Here is a 15093-nt window from a genome sequence, read left to right on the forward strand (position 1 = left end):
GGCCTTTTTTTGGCGATCGCTCCAGCAACTCCGGCACATGGCCGAATGCGGCAACCTGCCTGCTACTTGACGATGACGATGCTGGTGTTGGCCGCTCCGAACGTCTCGACGAGCTGGTAGAAATCGGCGGCGTTGTCCGGGTGCAGCCGTACGCAGCCATGCGAGGCGGGCTGGCCGAGGCGCTTGATGGCATAGGTGGCGTGGACCGCGTAGCCGCCGCTGAAAAACACCGAATGTGGCATCGGCGCGTTGTCGTATTTCTTCGAATACCACATCTCATGCATGCGCGTCGGCTTGAACGAGCCGGTCGGCGTCACGTGCGCCCTGTCGCCAGTGGAAACCTTCCAGGCGAAAGTCGGCCGGCCGTCGACCGAGACTTCCATGACCTGCTGCAACAGCGAAACGCGGGCAACGATGCTGTTGGCGGCATGGGCGGCGTTGGCGCCGAACAGAAGTGCACTGCCCATGAGCGCGGCGGCGGTGATGTTGATGAACTTTGCGGAAATGGTGGTGTGCATGATGTCCCCTCTCTCTGCCGGTCCGGCCGGCTCCAATTCGATGAGGCGGCTTATCCCGGCGGCATGTTTCGGAAAGATTTCGCGAAATGCTCGTTTGTGTTTCGAATGTGTTTCCATTGGTTAACAGGGTAATCACCCTGTTTGAGTGCGCTCCATTCTGGACACGGGGCCAAGGATGAAGGACACAGGCATTCACCCTGAAACGAAAGTTCGAGTTGTCTCCTACATGAAAGAGTTTGTCTCAATCCGAAACCAATCTGCAACAAAGTGCGGTTTTGGGCGGCATGATCCGGATACCGACCGGATGCAAAAGTTGACGCAACGAAAGCAGACGGCAACGACCAAGGGAACGAAAACGAACATACGCTCCTGGCTCTCCAGGATCAGCATCACGGCGGCGGCTGTCGGCGGCGGCACCATTGCCGGCGGCCCTGTGCGCGGCTGGCAGCGATGAGTTCGAGCGAGATTTCGACCCTACGTCGCCCTGTCTGCGCCACGGTCTGGATCGTTTCCAGCCTGCGCATCGCCCAGTTGAAGGCCCTCTGGCGGGTTGGCCTTCGGCTGCTGGCATTGCGCGGCCCCTCCGGCAACTTGCTGCCGAGAGGACCGAAGGCCCGCGCCGCGACGGGGGGCTCCGTGGGCGGCGCGGGCACTTCGGGAGTTCCTGAAGCGACCCGCTACACAGTCATCTTTTTGGGGAATTCAGATCATGAAGACAAAATTCGCGGCTTCCGTGCTTTCCGCACTGCTCTATGCGCAGGGCCTGCTCGGCTTTGCCGCACTCGCCAGCGTGCTGCTCAAGGAACGCGCTCACGCAAGCGAGTTCGCCGTCGGCGGCGAAATGGCCTCGGGCCCGTCATTGCTGGTGGTGCGCTGAACCTCGCGGGCATCGGCGCGGGAAAATGGAAAGTCCGATGCTCATCCGACGAACCAGCAGGAAAACACAGCCGTCAGTCGGCGAATTGCCGTGGCGGATCGAACCTGTAGCCGGCGCCGCGTATGGTGGTGATGGTCTCGGTGTCGAGCTTGCGGCGCAGTCGCACGATGCGCGAGTCGATCGAGCGATCGAAGGCGTCGGCATTCTCGGCCGGTGCGGCTGCGATAATGTCGTCCCGCGTCAGTACCTTGCGCGGGCTCGCCAGGAACAGCCTGAGGAGCGCCACCTGGCCGGGCGAGAGCTGCTCCTGCGTACCGGAGCGATGCATGACCATCGCCGATCTCAGGTCGACGGTTGCGTTCTCCAGCACGATCAGCTCCTGGGTACCCCTGCCGCGCCGCGAAAGCAGGCCACCGACACGCGCGGCGAGTTCCCTGACATTGAGCGGACTTTCGACGACGTCGGCGGCGCCGAGCTCGAGCGCCAACACCTTGTCGAGGAGATCGGCCGGCCGGCATATCAGGATGAAATCCGGTCCATGCTCCCCACCCCCAGTTTGGCCGCCAAAACGCCTGAGCAGATCCCGCCCTTCCGCCTGGCTGAGGCTGTCCCCGACGACGACAACGTCGATGCCGCCGCCCGCCAGCAGCGATTCCGCCTCCCAAGGCTGCCGCGCCCGGCGCACGTCGTGGCCGCGCCGCTCGAGATGGTCGGCAAGCTCGCTCGCGACGACCTCGGCGACGGAAACAAGCGCAATGACGGCTCGTGCGGCCATGTTTTCCAACCGTTCCCTGGCAACCGGATATGAGTGCTGGACATCATGTTTATACCCAATCTACTTTCCACTGAAAGTGGGAGCGAGAGCATCGTGCGGGCAAGAATTGTCATCGTCGAGGATGAGCCCGACCTCAGGGACGCGGTCGCCGAATATCTCGGCGCCGCCGGCTATGATGTTTCGACCGCTGAAACCGCGGCCGCCGCGCGCGGCCTGATCGAGACGCAGTCCTTCCATCTGGCTATCCTCGACATCGCCATGCCGGGCGAGGATGGCTTGTCGCTCGGCCGCTGGCTGCGCTCGAAAATGCCGATCGGCATCATCTATGCGACCGCTGCCGGCACCGCGCTCGACCGCATCGTCGGACTGGAACTCGGCGCCGACGACTATATCGTCAAGCCGTATGAACTGCGCGAGGTGCTGGCCAGGGTGCGCAGCGTGCTGCGCCGTGTTCCCCAGCCGACGGAGCCGCGGGACAGGAAAGCCAGCACGGATCGCCGCTCCGTCGCTTTCGGCCCCTTCCAGGCCGATCTCGACGGGAGGATGGTCACCGGCGCCAACGGCACGGTGATCGACATGGCCAAGAGCGAATTCGACGTGCTGGAGGTTTTCCTGACCCGCGCCAACCGGCTGCTGACCAGGGCTGCGATCTCCGAGGCGATCGGCTTCACCGAGGATCCGGAATCGTCGCGCGCCGTCGATATCCGCATCATGCGCCTGCGCAAGAAGATCGAGACGGACCCGGCCAACCCGAAATTCCTGCGCACGGTGCGTGGCGAAGGCTATATTTTCTCGCTGCCGGCCGGCGACGGCAGCTGAGCGTCAGACCGAGGAAGTCCGCTCCGCAGCCGTTGCCAGCCGATCGATTGGCGTGACTCTGGACTAATGGCTGACAATGATGGGCGACACGGCAAGCACGGACATGCAGGGTTTCAGGCAGGGCGCGGCGATGGCCGCCGTGCGTGTCGTGCGCCGGCTGCGCGAGGCCGGCGACTGGCAGCGCGAAATGGACGGCATACTGGAGACGCTATGCCACGCCATGGAGTGCCAGCGCGGCATCCTGTTCCGCCTGCGCGAATTGCCCGGCCAGGGTTTCGCCCAGTCGGTCGCTGCCTACTGGATCGATCCTGACTTCGGCGGCGAACTGGCCTCACCGACCGTCATCATGCAGTCAATCGTCAATTCGGATCCGCTGCTTGAGCGGCTGGCCGAGGATGAGCGGCAGGGCAAGATTTTCGCCGGCCATACGCGCGACCTCGAAGGATTCCTGAGGGCCGATTTCGAGAAGCAGAACATCAAGTCGTTCCTGTCGGTGTCGGTCTTCGCGCACGGCCATTTGTGGGGGACGCTGGCCGTCAATGACTGCGTCGAAGAGCGGGAATGGACCGACGAGGAGGAGGCGACGCTGCACATCATCGCCCTCGCCATAGGCGACGCCATCGAACACTCCCCCTCGGACGCCCATGCCAGCGAAGTGATCCGCCGCACCATGCTGCAGGCCTCGCTCGACGCCATTATCGTCATCGACGAGGCCGGGTCGATCATCGAATTCAATCCGGCCGCCGAGAAGATGTTCGGCTTCCTGCGCAGCGATATCCTCGGCAAGGACCTGCTCGACACGGTCGTTCCTGAATATTACCGCAAGGGCTATGCCTCGGGCGCCGACTACATGTCCGGCCGCGGCGCCCCGATGGTCGGCCAGCGACTCGAGACCGTGACGCAGAATGCCGCCGGCGAGGTGTTTCCGATCGAACTGACGGCGACCGAGATGCGGGTCGCCGACCGCCGCCTGATCTTTGGCTCGATCCGCGACCTGCGCGACAGGCTGCGGGCAGAGGAAGAGATCAACCGGCAGCGCGAGAAGCTGCACCAGAACGAGAAGATGGCGGCGATGGGCTCGCTGCTTGCCGGCGTCTCGCACGAACTCAACAATCCGCTGGCCGTCGTCGTGGCCCAGTCGACGCTGCTGCATGAATTCGCCTCGGATCCGCAGACCAAGGTCCGGGCCGAAAAGGTTCGTGCCGCCGCCGAGCGCTGCGGGCGCATCGTCAAAAGCTTCCTGTCGATGGTCCGCCTCCATCCGGCGGCGCAGGCCGAGACCGATCTCAACCAGGTGATCCGCGCCGCTCTCGAAGTGACCGCCTACGGCGCGCGATCGAGCGGCATCGTCATCGATACCGATTTCGCGCCGGGTCCGCTGCTCGCCATGGCCGATGCCGACCACGTGACACAGGTGGCGGCCAATTTCCTCATCAACAGCCAGCATGCCCTGGCCGGCGTCGCCGGCGACCGCCTGATCAAGGTGCGGAGCTTCCGCAGCGATCGGGGCAATCCCGGCTTCTCGGTCGAGGACAACGGGCCCGGCATTCCCGAAGCCATCCGTTCGCGCATTTTCGAATCCTATTTCACCACCAAGCCGGTCGGCGTCGGCACCGGCATTGGCCTGTCGATCTCGAAATCGATCATCGAACGGCACAACGGCAATGTCTGGTTCGAGGAGGTGTTGCCGAGAGGCGCGCGTTTCGTCGTCCAGTTGCCGGCGATCTCGGCGGGCATCGCCGCCGCCGGCGAAAGCCAGCCGCGATCGAGCGGCCTGCGCCATGCGCTGATCATCGATGACGAGCCTGACGTCGCCGGTTCCCTGTCCGATATTCTCGAACTGATGGGCATCAAGTCGCGGATCGCGCCGCTCTGGGAATCGGGCGCCGCCACCTTGGGTGGCCACATGCCCCCCGATATCGTCTTTTCGGATCTGCGCATGCCCGGCATATCAGGCATTTCGATCTACCGCGAACTGCTCGCCGAACGGCCCGACCTGGCGCAGCGTTTCGTGCTCGTCACCGGCGACCTGATCGGCGCGAAGGCGGAAGTCGAAGCCTTGCCGGCGCAGCAGCGGCCACAGATCCTCGAAAAACCGTTCAGCACGCTGGATGTACGCAGCGTGCTTTCGACCATCGCCGAGCAGGCCGCGTTGAAAGCATAAAAAAGGCTCCCGGCCGACATCGCGGCGGGAGCCGAAGCGAGCGCGAGAAGCGCTCGGGGAGGTAGGGCATGATCCCCAAACGGGAACCGGTTTCGGGATCATGCCCCGGCAGAAACGCAGAGGCAGAAATCAGAAGATGTTGGGCGTGCTGGTCAGCGGCGCGGCGTTGGCGATCATGCGGATCGCGCGGGTCTTGTGCGTTCCGGACTCCTCGGCAATGGCGCGCAGGCAATCCACGCTCTCGGCGCCCCAGGCCTGCCCCCTGCAGGCGAAATCGATTGTCGGCATAGGCAGGCGGGCGGTCGTGGTCGTGGTCGGCGCGCCTTCGATGACGTTGGCGGGCGGGTTCAACGAAGCGAAGGCTGGGCCGACCGTCGGCGTGAACGCCATGCCGGCGAAGGCGCAAGCAGCCAGCGCCATGAACATTCCCATCGGGTGGTCGCTGGCGCGCTGGCGAAGGGCCAGCTTCGGGCGGCGGCCAGCGCGCTCTGGAGCTTGAAAGCGGTTGCCGCTGGTGATCTGGACTTTCGCATGCATCATCATCCCCTTCGTTGATTTTCTTTTTGCGATTAAACGAATTTAATCGCGCCTTGTAACGGTGCAAAGGTGACGAGAGCTTGGCAATGTAACCGGATTGAAACATCGATACGGGCAAAACCGGGCAGCGTCGGTCATTGGCTGTTTTGGCCCGGGGGGTGGCGGTTGCAAGACGTGCACGACCGGTAGCCGCGTGAACGATTGGCGGCGCGAGCCAGCGATCGGGGGCAGTTACGGAACTCTGGCTAAGATCCGGATTTTCCGGGGTTTTCGAAGCCCGCAACGGCGCGGGATTCCCATGGAACCAGCGCCGACATTTTCGCTGCGGAACAGTCACATTTCCACAAGCCATTGCATTTCAATGCAAAATATGATTATATTGAATGCATATTCAATAAAAGAAGAGACGTTTTATGAACCCGCACCTCCGTGACGTGGCAATCCCGAACGATTGGGACCGGCGGGGACTGCCGGGCTGGAGCTACCATTCCGACGCCCTTCTCGAACTGGAGAAGGAGCATGTGTTCCGCAATCATTGGCAAATCGTCGGGCATGTCTGCGACATCCCTGACGCCGGCGATTACCTCACCATGGATGTCATTGGCGAACGCGCCCTGATCGTGCGCGGCAAGGACGGCGTGGTACGCGGTTTCAACAACATGTGCCGCCATCGCGGCAGCCGCGTCGTCGCCGACAGCCAGGGCAATTGCAAGAACGCGCTGATCTGTCCGTTTCACGGCTGGGTCTACAATCTCGACGGCACGCTGCGCGGCGCCGCCCGCCCGCGCTCCTTCCCCGACCTCGACAAGACCGAGTTCGGCCTGATGCCGCTCGACCTCGAAATCTGGATGGGCTTCATCTTCATCCGCTTCCGCAATGGCGGGCCACAGCCCTCCGTCGCCGAGCTGCTGAGGCCAATCGAACCCGAATTCGCGCATTACAAGGCCGCCGACATGGTGCCTTCCTGGGGCATTTGGACCCAGAAGACGCCGGTCAACTGGAAGTCGGTGCGCGACGTCGACAATGAAGGCTATCATGTCGCCATGGCGCATCCGGCCTTGCAGGATCTCTATGGCGCCACCTATTTCGACGAGCCCTTCGTCAACGGCGTCTCACGCTCCTTCGCCACCTACAACCCGCATGCCGGCCGCCGCTGGAGCGTGAAGAACTACGTCAAGATCGCGCCGGAGCCGACGCATCTGCCTGACCATCTCAGGAAGGCCTGGGTCTATTACGGCATCTTCCCCAACGCCGTTCTGTCGGTGATGCCGGAATCAGTGCAGTTCTATCAGGAGTTCCCGCTGTCGACGGGTGAGACGCTGCTGCGCGGCGCCATCTATCGCTACCGCGACGAGAGCCGAGAGCAGGCCGCCGCCCGCTACCTCTCCTTCCGCATCGATCGCGACACCATGTCGGAAGATGTGCAGCTCTCGGTCTGGTCGAACGAATCCATGCTGTCCGAGGCTTTCGAGGGCTTTTATCTCTCCGACCTCGAATATGGCGTGCGCACCCACCACGACCACCTGCGCCAGCAGGTTCCGGTGCTCGGCCTGGAAACAGCGCCGGAAGAAAAGGACATGTGGAATTTGAACGACGCGCTGCGGAGCCGGGCGTAACAACCCTGCTGATTGGCGAAGCCGCCGATGACAGCGCCCCTCTCCCCGTCAGCGCTGCTCCTCATCCGCCTTCGAGCACCTTCTCCCCGTAAAAACGGGGAGAAGGAGAAACTCACCCCTGCCACACACCCTCTTTCCTGAGATCTTCCATCGTGCGTGAAATACCCTCGCGCAGGATGCCGACCATGTCGTCGATCTGCTCGCGCGTGATGACGAGCGGCGGCGACATAACGCACATGTTGATCAGCGGCCGCACCAGCAGGCCAAGCTCGTGGCAGTGGGCGTCGATGCGTTTGCCGACATCCTTGTCGAGCTGCAGCGGATCCTTGCTTTCGCGATCGGCGACGCATTCGACACAGCCCATCAGCCCGACGCCGCGCACTTCGCCGACCAGCGGCAGCTCTTCCAGCGTCTTCAATTGCGCCTGGAAATAGGGCGCGACCGCCTGCGTGTGAGCAAGCACGCTCTCTTCCAGCAGGTCGAGATTCTTCAAGGCCACGGCACAGCCGACCGGATGGCTGGTGTAGGTCAGGCCATGGCCGAACATCGCGTCGGGATGGTTGGAACGGCGTAATTCCTCCAGCAGCCGCTCCGAGATGATGACGCCGCCAAGCGGGAAATAACCCGAGGTGACGCCCTTCGCGAAAGTGATCATGTCGGGGTCGATGCCGAACACGTCGCCCGAGGCAAAGACATGGCCCAGACGTCCGAAGCCCGTCACCACCTCGTCGGAGATATAAAGAATATCCTTGGCGCGGCAGATCTCGCGGATGCGCCTGAGGTAGCCGTCCGGCGGAATGATGACGCCACCGGACGCCTGTATGGGTTCGCCGACGAACGCGCCTATTCTGTCGGCGCCGACACGCGCGACCGTGTCGCGGAACTGGTCGACAAGGAAATCGGTGAAGGCGGCGATGCTCATGCCTTTCGGCCGGCGGAACGGGTCGGGGGAGGCGAGCTTGACCACCAGTTCGTCGGCGCCATCCATCCAGTCGCGGTCGCGCGGGCGGCCGTTGAGCGAGGCCGAGAGATAGGTTGAGCCATGATAGGCGCCGCCACGGCTTAGGATCAGCTTCTTTTCCGGCCGGCCGCGCACATTGTTGTAAAACTGCATGAAGCGCAGCGCCGTCTCGACCGCCGAGGAACCGCCCGTGGTGTAGAAGACGTGGCTGAGGTCGCCTGGGGCATGGCCGGCGATGCGCTTGGCAAGCTCCGCCGACGGCGCGTTCATCGTGTACCAGGGCGTGTTGTAGGACAGCGCCATCGCCTGGTCGTACATCACCTTGGCGAGTTCCTCGCGACGATGCCCGACATTGACGCACCACATGCCGGCCGGGCCGTCGATCAGCCGCTTGCCGGTGCTGTCGGTAATGTAGATGCCATCGCCCTCGCCGATCAGCGCGCGCGCCTCCGAACCGACGGAGCCGGCGTAGGGCCAGGGCTGGATGAGATGACGCCTGGCCAGCTCGACCGCATCGTCGCCGCCAGAACCAGCCGTTTCGCGTGCCTTCAGATCCCTCACAGCCGCCATTATCGCCTCCACATCATCCCCGAATTTTCCGGGCATCAATCCGGTCCGCCACGGCCGAAATCGCCGCCCCGCTCGCATGATTTTGAATGTCCGTTCAATCAATATTGCAGAATTAGCGCTTGATTTCAATCCGCGGATGCGCGCATGATGAAAGAAAGCCGGCAAGGGGAACAATAGCCGGCGCCAGCCCAATGGGATGCCGTATGGCGGGACAGTCCAGGCCAGCAATCGAGATCACACCCGGAGCCAGTCCCCCCGGAGTCTGGCAATGACGGTGGCTGCGGAAGGGTCGCCCCCGTTGGGCCTGACGCGGGCCAGACGAAATGCCCTTCTGCAATCCGAGCCTGTACAAGGCTTTGCCCTGATCAGCCCGACCTTTCTCTACGCTCTCATCCTTCTGGTCCTGCCGATCCTGGTGGTCATCGCCCATTCCTTCTGGACGCAGCACTACCTGACCATCGACCGCACCTTCACGCTGGAAAACTATCGCGTCGCACTGACCGAGCCGATCTACCGCGATCTGTTGTGGCGCTCGCTCTACATCTCGCTGACGGTCAGCCTGTTCACCGTCGTCCTCGCCTACCCGATCGCCTATTTCATTTCCTTCCATGGCGGCCGTCACAAGAGCCTGTGGCTGTTCCTCATAACCATCCCGTTCTGGACCAGCTATCTCTTGCGCGTGATGTCGTGGAAGGTCATCCTGGGCTATAACGGCGTCTTGAATTCCGGCCTGATGGGTCTGGGCATCATCGACGAACCGTCGACCGCCCTGCTCTACAATTCGAGCGCCGTCATCATCACGCTCACCCATGCCTGGGCGGCCTTCGCCATCCTGCCGATTTTCGTGTCCCTGGAGAAGGTCGACCGCACGCTGGTCGAAGCGGCCACCGACCTTGGCGATGGACCCTTCCGGTCGTTCCTGCGCGTGACCTTGCCGCTGTCGGCGCCAGGCATCATTTCCGCGGCGCTGATCGTCATGATCCCGACTGTCGGCGACTATGTCACGCCAAAGCTCGTCGGCGGCAAGGATGGCGTCATGATCGCCAATGCCATCCAAGCGCAGTTCGGCAAAGCCGCCAACTGGCCGCTCGGTGCCGCACTTTCCGTCACCACCATGCTGATCGTCTCTCTGATGGCCGGCGGCACGGTGCTGATCATCCGCGGCTTGCAAAGGATGGCGCGATGAAGGCGCGGCGCTTCCTGCCGGGCGGCTGGCTGTCGGCCTATGCGTTCCTCTATATCGTCTTCCTCTATCTGCCCGTCATCTTCCTGCCGATCTTCTCGGTCAACACGGCGGCGACGCCGAAATTCCCGCTGACCGGCTTCACCCTGCAATGGTACGAAGACCTGCCGCGCACGCCGGCGCTGCTCGATGCCGCCTGGAACAGCCTGATCGTCGGCGTCTCGGCAGCCATCCTCTCCACCGTACTCGGCATCCTCGCCGCCCGCTCGATCACCCGCTACCGCTATCCCGGCCGCCGCGCCATCAACGGTCTGATCATGGCCCCGCTTGTGCTGCCCGAAGTGATCGTCGCCATCTCGATGCTGCTGGTGATGCTGCAGTTGGGCCTCGGTCTTTCGCTGTTCACTGTCGTGCTCGGCCACGTCCTGGTCTGCATTCCCTATTCGATGACGGTGCTGACTTCCGGCTTCGAGGGTTTCGACCGCAGCCTCGAGGAAGCCTCCGCCGATCTCGGCGAAAGCGCCTTCGGCACTTTCCGGCGTGTAACGCTGCCGATGGTGGCGCCGGCGATCATTTCCAGCCTTCTGGTCTGCTTCACCATCTCGCTGGACGAATTCATCATCGCCTTCTTCCTCACCGGCACCGAGGCGACGCTGCCGATCTACATCTGGGGCCAGTTGCGTTTCGCCTCGAAACTGCCCGGCGTGCTGGCGCTGGGCACGCTGCTTTTGGTTGCCTCTTTCCTGTTGATGACAATTGCTGAAATCCTGCGTCGCCGCGCGGCCAGACGCACCCAGAACGAGGGAGGCCTCTATGCCTGAGCAGCCGCGGATCGAGCGCCCTCACGCGGACAGGATCCAATCCGAAAGATCGATGATCGAGATCCGCAATGTCACCCGCAGCTATGGGGCGTTCAAGGCGCTGGACGACGCCTCCCTGACCATCAGGGAAGGCGAGTTCTTCTCGCTGCTCGGCCCGTCGGGCTGCGGCAAGACCACGCTTTTGCGCATGATCGCCGGCTTCGACAATCCGACCAGCGGTTCGATCGCGGTTGGCGGCCAGCCCATGGAAGGCATACCGGCTAACCGCCGGCCGACCAACATGGTGTTCCAGAGCTACGCGATCTTCCCGCACCTCAATGTCGAGCAGAACGTCGCCTACGGGCTGAAGCGGTTGAAGCTGCAGGGTGACGAAGAGAAGCGCCGGGTCGAGGAGGCGCTGGCGCAGGTCTCGCTCACCGGCCTCGGCAAGCGGCTTGCCACGGAGCTTTCCGGCGGCCAGCGGCAGCGCGTCGCGCTCGCCCGCGCCCTGGTGATGCGACCTAAGGTGCTTTTGCTCGACGAGCCGCTGTCGGCGCTCGACAAGAAGCTGCGCGAGCAGATGCAGGTCGAACTGCGCCGCCTGCAGCAGGCCGTCGGCATTACCTTCGTCCTGGTCACCCACGATCAGTATGAAGCGCTCGCAATGTCCGATCGCATCGCCGTGATGTTCGGCGGCAAGATCGCGCAGGTCGCCTCCCCGAAGGAAATCTACCAGCGCCCGGTAAACCGCCAGGTCGCCGACTTCCTTGGCGGCATGAATTTCGTCAAGGCCGAGATCGTCGAGGAGAACGGCGCCTCGCTGATCGTCGACACGCTGGGTTTCGGCCGTATCAAGACCGACAAGCCGAAGGCTTTCGTGCGCAATGGCGGCGGCGCGACGCTCGGCATCCGACCGGAGCGCCTGCGCGTGCTGTGGGACAACGCGACAGCCAAGTTCGAGGTCGCCGGCAAGGTGGTGGAACGCCACTATTTCGGCGAGATCACCCATCTGATCGTCGAAATCCCTGGCCTGGAGAAGCCGCTCTCGGTGACCGAGACCAACGATTTCGGCGCCGATGACATTCCAGTCGGCACCTCGATCCGCCTCGCCTATGATCCGGAAGCGTTGGTCGCGATGGCCGACTGAACTCCGGCGATGATCCTGCGCGCCGCGATACGCCCGGCCACGATCGCGCCCTCGACATAGCCCGGGAATGACGGCGCCAATTCCGACGACGCGAAATGCACCGGCGGTGCGCCGGCAAGAACGGTGGCCTCGGCACCCCTCGCCGACACATCGACGATCAGGTCGCTATAGGCACCGCCGCTCCAGCGATCATGCGTCCAGTCACGGCGGTTGAAATCGAGAACATCCGCCGCCTCCGGACCGAGCGCCTCCACAAGCTCCGTCGTCACCTGCGTCCGCAGATCCGACTCGCCGAGTTCGTGCCAGCGCAGCGCCAGCGGTCCGCCAACGAAGACGACAAGCGCCGCATGATCGGGATCCCTGCTGGCGTCGCAGGCAAACAGCCCCGGCAGATCGCGCCACATCACCATCCCGCTCAAATCCCGCTCGCGCCAGAACGGCTTGGGATAGCGCACCAGGACCTTGATCACCGCGCCGCTTTCCCAGGCGCCGAGCGCCGCTTCCAGGGCTGCCGGCAAGGCGGGCGTAAAATCGAGCTTCGCGGCTGTCGCCGGCGGCACGGCGACCAGAACTTCTCGCGCTTCGATCACGCTATTGCTCGAGACGACACGAACCCCTGGCGGACCGTATTCGATGCGGGTGACAGGTTCACCGAGCCTCACCCGGCCGCCGAGGTCCTCCGCCAGATCATCGGCCAACGACTGCATGGTCTCGCGTAGGGAATATTGCAGCTCCGGCACCTCATTGGTGATACGCCGGTCATTGTCGATCAGATACCAGAGCGGCACCCTCTCCAATGCCAGGCACCACAGGCCCTCGATCATCGACCGGAAGGCCGCCTTGACCTCGCCCACGTCATCCTGCCGCTCCAGCCACTCGGCAACGGTCAATCCCGCAATGGCGGGATCGTTGGGCTCGATGCTGTTCATGCGTTCGCGGATCGCCATCGAGGCGTGATAGGTCCGTTCGGCCCGGCCGACCGACATTGACGGGCAAGTGATGAAATCGCCCTCGACATAAGTCTCGACGAAGGTCTTGCCGCGAGCCTGGGCCAGTTCCATCAGCTGCGGCATGTCCTCGCACAGGAACTGGCCGCCGCTGTCGATGCGCTCGCCAAGCCCGTTCCACATAGCCTCGACCCGCCCACCGACGCGGTCGCGTGCCTCGAGCAGCAGGAAGCCGACGCCGGCCCTCTTCAGCTCGAGCGCCGCCGACAGCCCGGTGAAGCCGGCGCCGACGATGACGACGTCGGTTCTTTCTGTCTTGTCGTTCAATAGCCAGCCTTGATCTTCTCGAACTCGGCGATCATCTTGAGCTTGAGATCTGACGGGAGCGGCTGCTGGAACAGCGTCTTGTCGACGAATTTCTGCACGTCGTCATAGCCCTTTTCCTTCAGGATGGCCTGATCGACGCCGGCCATGCCCTTGGCGTTGGCCTGGCCGTAGCCCCAGTCCTTGACCAGCACCTTGGCGGTCTCCGGATCGTTGACCGCGTTGAGATAGTCATAAGCCTTGTCGGTATTGCCGGGCGCATCCTTGAACAGCACGTAGCCGCACACCCAGGTCGAGATGCCTTCCGCCGTGTCCTTCTTAGACTTGATCGGCACGCCGGCAGCGACCGACTGTACGGTCGCATCGTTCCAGGCCCAGGCGAGATCGACTTCGCCACCGCTCAGAAGCTGGACGACGTCGGTGGTATCAGTCCAGTAGGAGCGCACGTTCTTGTGCACCTGGCGCAGGAAGTCGGAAGCCTGCTTGAACTGGTCGTCGGTCATCTTGGTCCAGTCCTTCAGGCCGATGGCGAGGCTCGCCAGCGCATAGGCATCGTCGACATTGTCGCCGATCGAAACCCGGCCCTTGAACTTCGGATCGGCGAACGCCTTCAGCGACTGCACGTCCTTCTCGTCGATCTTGGAGGAGTTGTAGGTGAGCTGCGTGTTGCCCCAGTCCCAAGGCATGAACCAGGCTTTCCCGTCCTCGGTCGTGGCGAGATTTTTCATCGCCATGATGCCGGGATTGAGGTCTTTCCAGCCCGTGATCTTCGAGGTATCGAGCGGTTGCAGCAGGCCCGCCTCGCGCCACTTCGTCACGCTCTGCGAGCAGGGATGGCCAAGGTCGGCCTTGAAGCCGGAACGGACCTTTTCGAACGCCTCGTCCTCGTCGCCGAAGAAGGCAAAGGTCGGCGAATCGCCGTTCTTCTCGACATATTTCGGGTGGAAGCTCGGATCCTCATAGCCTGACCAGTCGAACACGATCAGATCCTTGTCGGCCGCGATCGCCAGCGCCGCAGCCGAAGCCGCCAGTGTTCCCGCCAGCGCGAGCGTCAGCGTCAGGCGTCTTGTCAGTGTCTTCATTGCCGTTCCATCCTCTGCGGTTTTCTTATGGTTTCGTCTTTTCTTATGATCTCGTTGGGCCGGCGGCCTTCAGCGGGTAGTGTTTCGGAAAAGCCGCCGACAGGAATTCATTGGCCGCCTGCAAGGCGGTCTCGCGCGTGGTGTCCTCGGTTCCCATCATCAACCGCAGCCACAAGCCTTCCAGCATGGCGCTGAGCGCCAGCGCCATGACCTGCGGCTCATAGGCGTAGTCGCCGCTCTGTTTCAGAGCCGCGCACAGGTCGATGAATATATTCTGGTAAACGGCATCCCGCGCGCTGCTCAGCGCCTGGTAGGTCGGCCGCGACTTGGCCTCTCCCCAGAAGGCGCACCATGCGGCAAGCTTGCGCTTGTTGCAGATGGAGCGGTCGAAATCGGCCGCGACGAGGACTTGGAGTTGCCGCGCGGGGTCGTCTCCTGCCTTTTGCAAGGCATTGCGCCAGTGCGCGGAATACTCGTCGTACATATATTGCAGCGTCGCGACGAGCAGCTTTTCCTTGCTCTCGAAATGGAAATTGACAATGCCGCGCGACAGGCCGGCGCCGTCGGCGACATCGGCCATCGTCGTTTCCGAATAGCCGCGCTTGGCGAGCGAATCGATCGTCGCCTCGATGAGCTGAAGCTGCCTGACCTCCTTCGAGGCCTTGCGCCCGCGCTTCTCGGATTCGGCTTTCCGCGCCGGTTCAAGAAGCGCGTCCCTGGCGTCTGCCGTTTTCATGCGTGTGATGGTCTCCAGCATCGCCGGCTATCCCTTT

At 63.1% G+C, this 15093-nt stretch carries 15 protein-coding genes; 8 read left to right on the forward strand and 7 right to left on the reverse strand.

Going from position 1 to position 15093, the window contains the following annotated elements:
• Positions 1 to 62: 62 nt before the first annotated feature.
• Positions 63 to 518, reverse strand: a complete 456-nt coding sequence (locus LB557_RS12660; RefSeq protein ID WP_224643038.1) for a L,D-transpeptidase — start codon at positions 516 to 518, stop codon at positions 63 to 65.
• Positions 519 to 693: 175 nt separating this feature from the next.
• Between LB557_RS12660 and LB557_RS12665 the strand changes: the two genes are divergently transcribed.
• Together LB557_RS12665 and LB557_RS12670 are read left to right on the forward strand one after the other, a co-directional pair.
• The gene (locus LB557_RS12665; RefSeq protein WP_224587924.1) at positions 694 to 972 is read left to right on the forward strand and encodes a hypothetical protein; all 279 of its coding nucleotides are present in this window, start codon (positions 694 to 696) and stop codon (positions 970 to 972) included.
• Between the two features lie 255 nt (positions 973 to 1227).
• On the forward strand, positions 1228 to 1395 hold the full coding sequence (locus LB557_RS12670) for a hypothetical protein (RefSeq protein WP_015315429.1): 168 nt from the start codon (positions 1228 to 1230) through the stop codon (positions 1393 to 1395).
• Between the two features lie 73 nt (positions 1396 to 1468).
• Here the strand turns inward: LB557_RS12670 and LB557_RS12675 are convergent, their stop codons facing one another.
• Complete coding sequence (locus LB557_RS12675; protein ID WP_140874884.1) at positions 1469 to 2170, reverse strand: response regulator transcription factor; 702 nt, start codon at positions 2168 to 2170, stop codon at positions 1469 to 1471.
• A 45-nt stretch (positions 2171 to 2215) separates the two neighbouring features.
• On the opposite strand from LB557_RS12675, the gene LB557_RS12680 reads away from it, so the two are divergent.
• The gene (locus LB557_RS12680) at positions 2216 to 2989 is read left to right on the forward strand and encodes a response regulator (protein ID WP_015315427.1); all 774 of its coding nucleotides are present in this window, start codon (positions 2216 to 2218) and stop codon (positions 2987 to 2989) included.
• A 76-nt stretch (positions 2990 to 3065) separates the two neighbouring features.
• Positions 3066 to 5153: a PAS domain S-box protein gene (locus LB557_RS12685; protein ID WP_181173952.1), complete on the forward strand. Its 2088-nt coding sequence runs from the start codon at positions 3066 to 3068 to the stop codon at positions 5151 to 5153.
• A 129-nt stretch (positions 5154 to 5282) separates the two neighbouring features.
• On the opposite strand, the gene LB557_RS12690 is transcribed toward LB557_RS12685, so the two are convergent.
• A complete protein-coding gene (locus LB557_RS12690; protein WP_140712743.1) occupies positions 5283 to 5690 on the reverse strand; it encodes a hypothetical protein in 408 nt (135 codons plus the stop codon).
• Positions 5691 to 6103: 413 nt separating this feature from the next.
• Between LB557_RS12690 and LB557_RS12695 the strand changes: the two genes are divergently transcribed.
• Positions 6104 to 7306, forward strand: a complete 1203-nt coding sequence (locus LB557_RS12695) for an aromatic ring-hydroxylating oxygenase subunit alpha (protein WP_140616752.1) — start codon at positions 6104 to 6106, stop codon at positions 7304 to 7306.
• Positions 7307 to 7418: 112 nt separating this feature from the next.
• Here the strand turns inward: LB557_RS12695 and LB557_RS12700 are convergent, their stop codons facing one another.
• The gene (locus LB557_RS12700; RefSeq protein WP_140874882.1) at positions 7419 to 8837 is read right to left on the reverse strand and encodes an aminotransferase; all 1419 of its coding nucleotides are present in this window, start codon (positions 8835 to 8837) and stop codon (positions 7419 to 7421) included.
• Between the two features lie 268 nt (positions 8838 to 9105).
• Between LB557_RS12700 and LB557_RS12705 the strand changes: the two genes are divergently transcribed.
• Genes LB557_RS12705 through LB557_RS12715 form a run of 3 tightly spaced genes read left to right on the forward strand, consistent with a single transcriptional unit; the run spans position 9106 to position 11967 of the window.
• Positions 9106 to 10023 carry an ABC transporter permease gene (locus tag LB557_RS12705; protein WP_140712737.1) on the forward strand — a complete coding sequence of 306 codons (918 nt, stop codon included), beginning with the start codon at positions 9106 to 9108 and terminating at the stop codon, positions 10021 to 10023.
• Positions 10020 to 10841 (forward strand): ABC transporter permease, encoded by an 822-nt coding sequence (locus LB557_RS12710; RefSeq protein WP_140616749.1) that lies wholly within the window; start codon positions 10020 to 10022, stop codon positions 10839 to 10841. The genes LB557_RS12705 and LB557_RS12710 overlap by 4 nt, the downstream gene beginning before the upstream one ends.
• Positions 10842 to 10893: 52 nt before the next feature.
• Complete coding sequence (locus LB557_RS12715; RefSeq protein ID WP_041163306.1) at positions 10894 to 11967, forward strand: ABC transporter ATP-binding protein; 1074 nt, start codon at positions 10894 to 10896, stop codon at positions 11965 to 11967.
• On the opposite strand, the gene LB557_RS12720 is transcribed toward LB557_RS12715, so the two are convergent.
• The 3 genes from LB557_RS12720 to betI are packed head-to-tail and all read right to left on the reverse strand — an operon-like array spanning position 11931 to position 15077.
• Positions 11931 to 13241 carry a flavin monoamine oxidase family protein gene (locus tag LB557_RS12720; protein ID WP_224643039.1) on the reverse strand — a complete coding sequence of 437 codons (1311 nt, stop codon included), beginning with the start codon at positions 13239 to 13241 and terminating at the stop codon, positions 11931 to 11933. The genes LB557_RS12715 and LB557_RS12720 overlap by 37 nt on opposite strands.
• Entirely contained in the window at positions 13238 to 14320 is a 1083-nt protein-coding gene (locus LB557_RS12725) for an ABC transporter substrate-binding protein (protein WP_140616746.1), read from the reverse strand. Before LB557_RS12725 ends, LB557_RS12720 begins: the two co-directional genes overlap by 4 nt.
• Positions 14321 to 14363: 43 nt before the next feature.
• A complete protein-coding gene (betI, locus tag LB557_RS12730) occupies positions 14364 to 15077 on the reverse strand; it encodes a transcriptional regulator BetI (RefSeq protein WP_411970546.1) in 714 nt (237 codons plus the stop codon).
• Positions 15078 to 15093 lie beyond the last annotated feature (16 nt).

The sequence above is a fragment of the Mesorhizobium sp. BR115XR7A genome, from assembly GCF_020165315.1.
Lineage (GTDB): Bacteria > Pseudomonadota > Alphaproteobacteria > Rhizobiales > Rhizobiaceae > Mesorhizobium > Mesorhizobium australicum.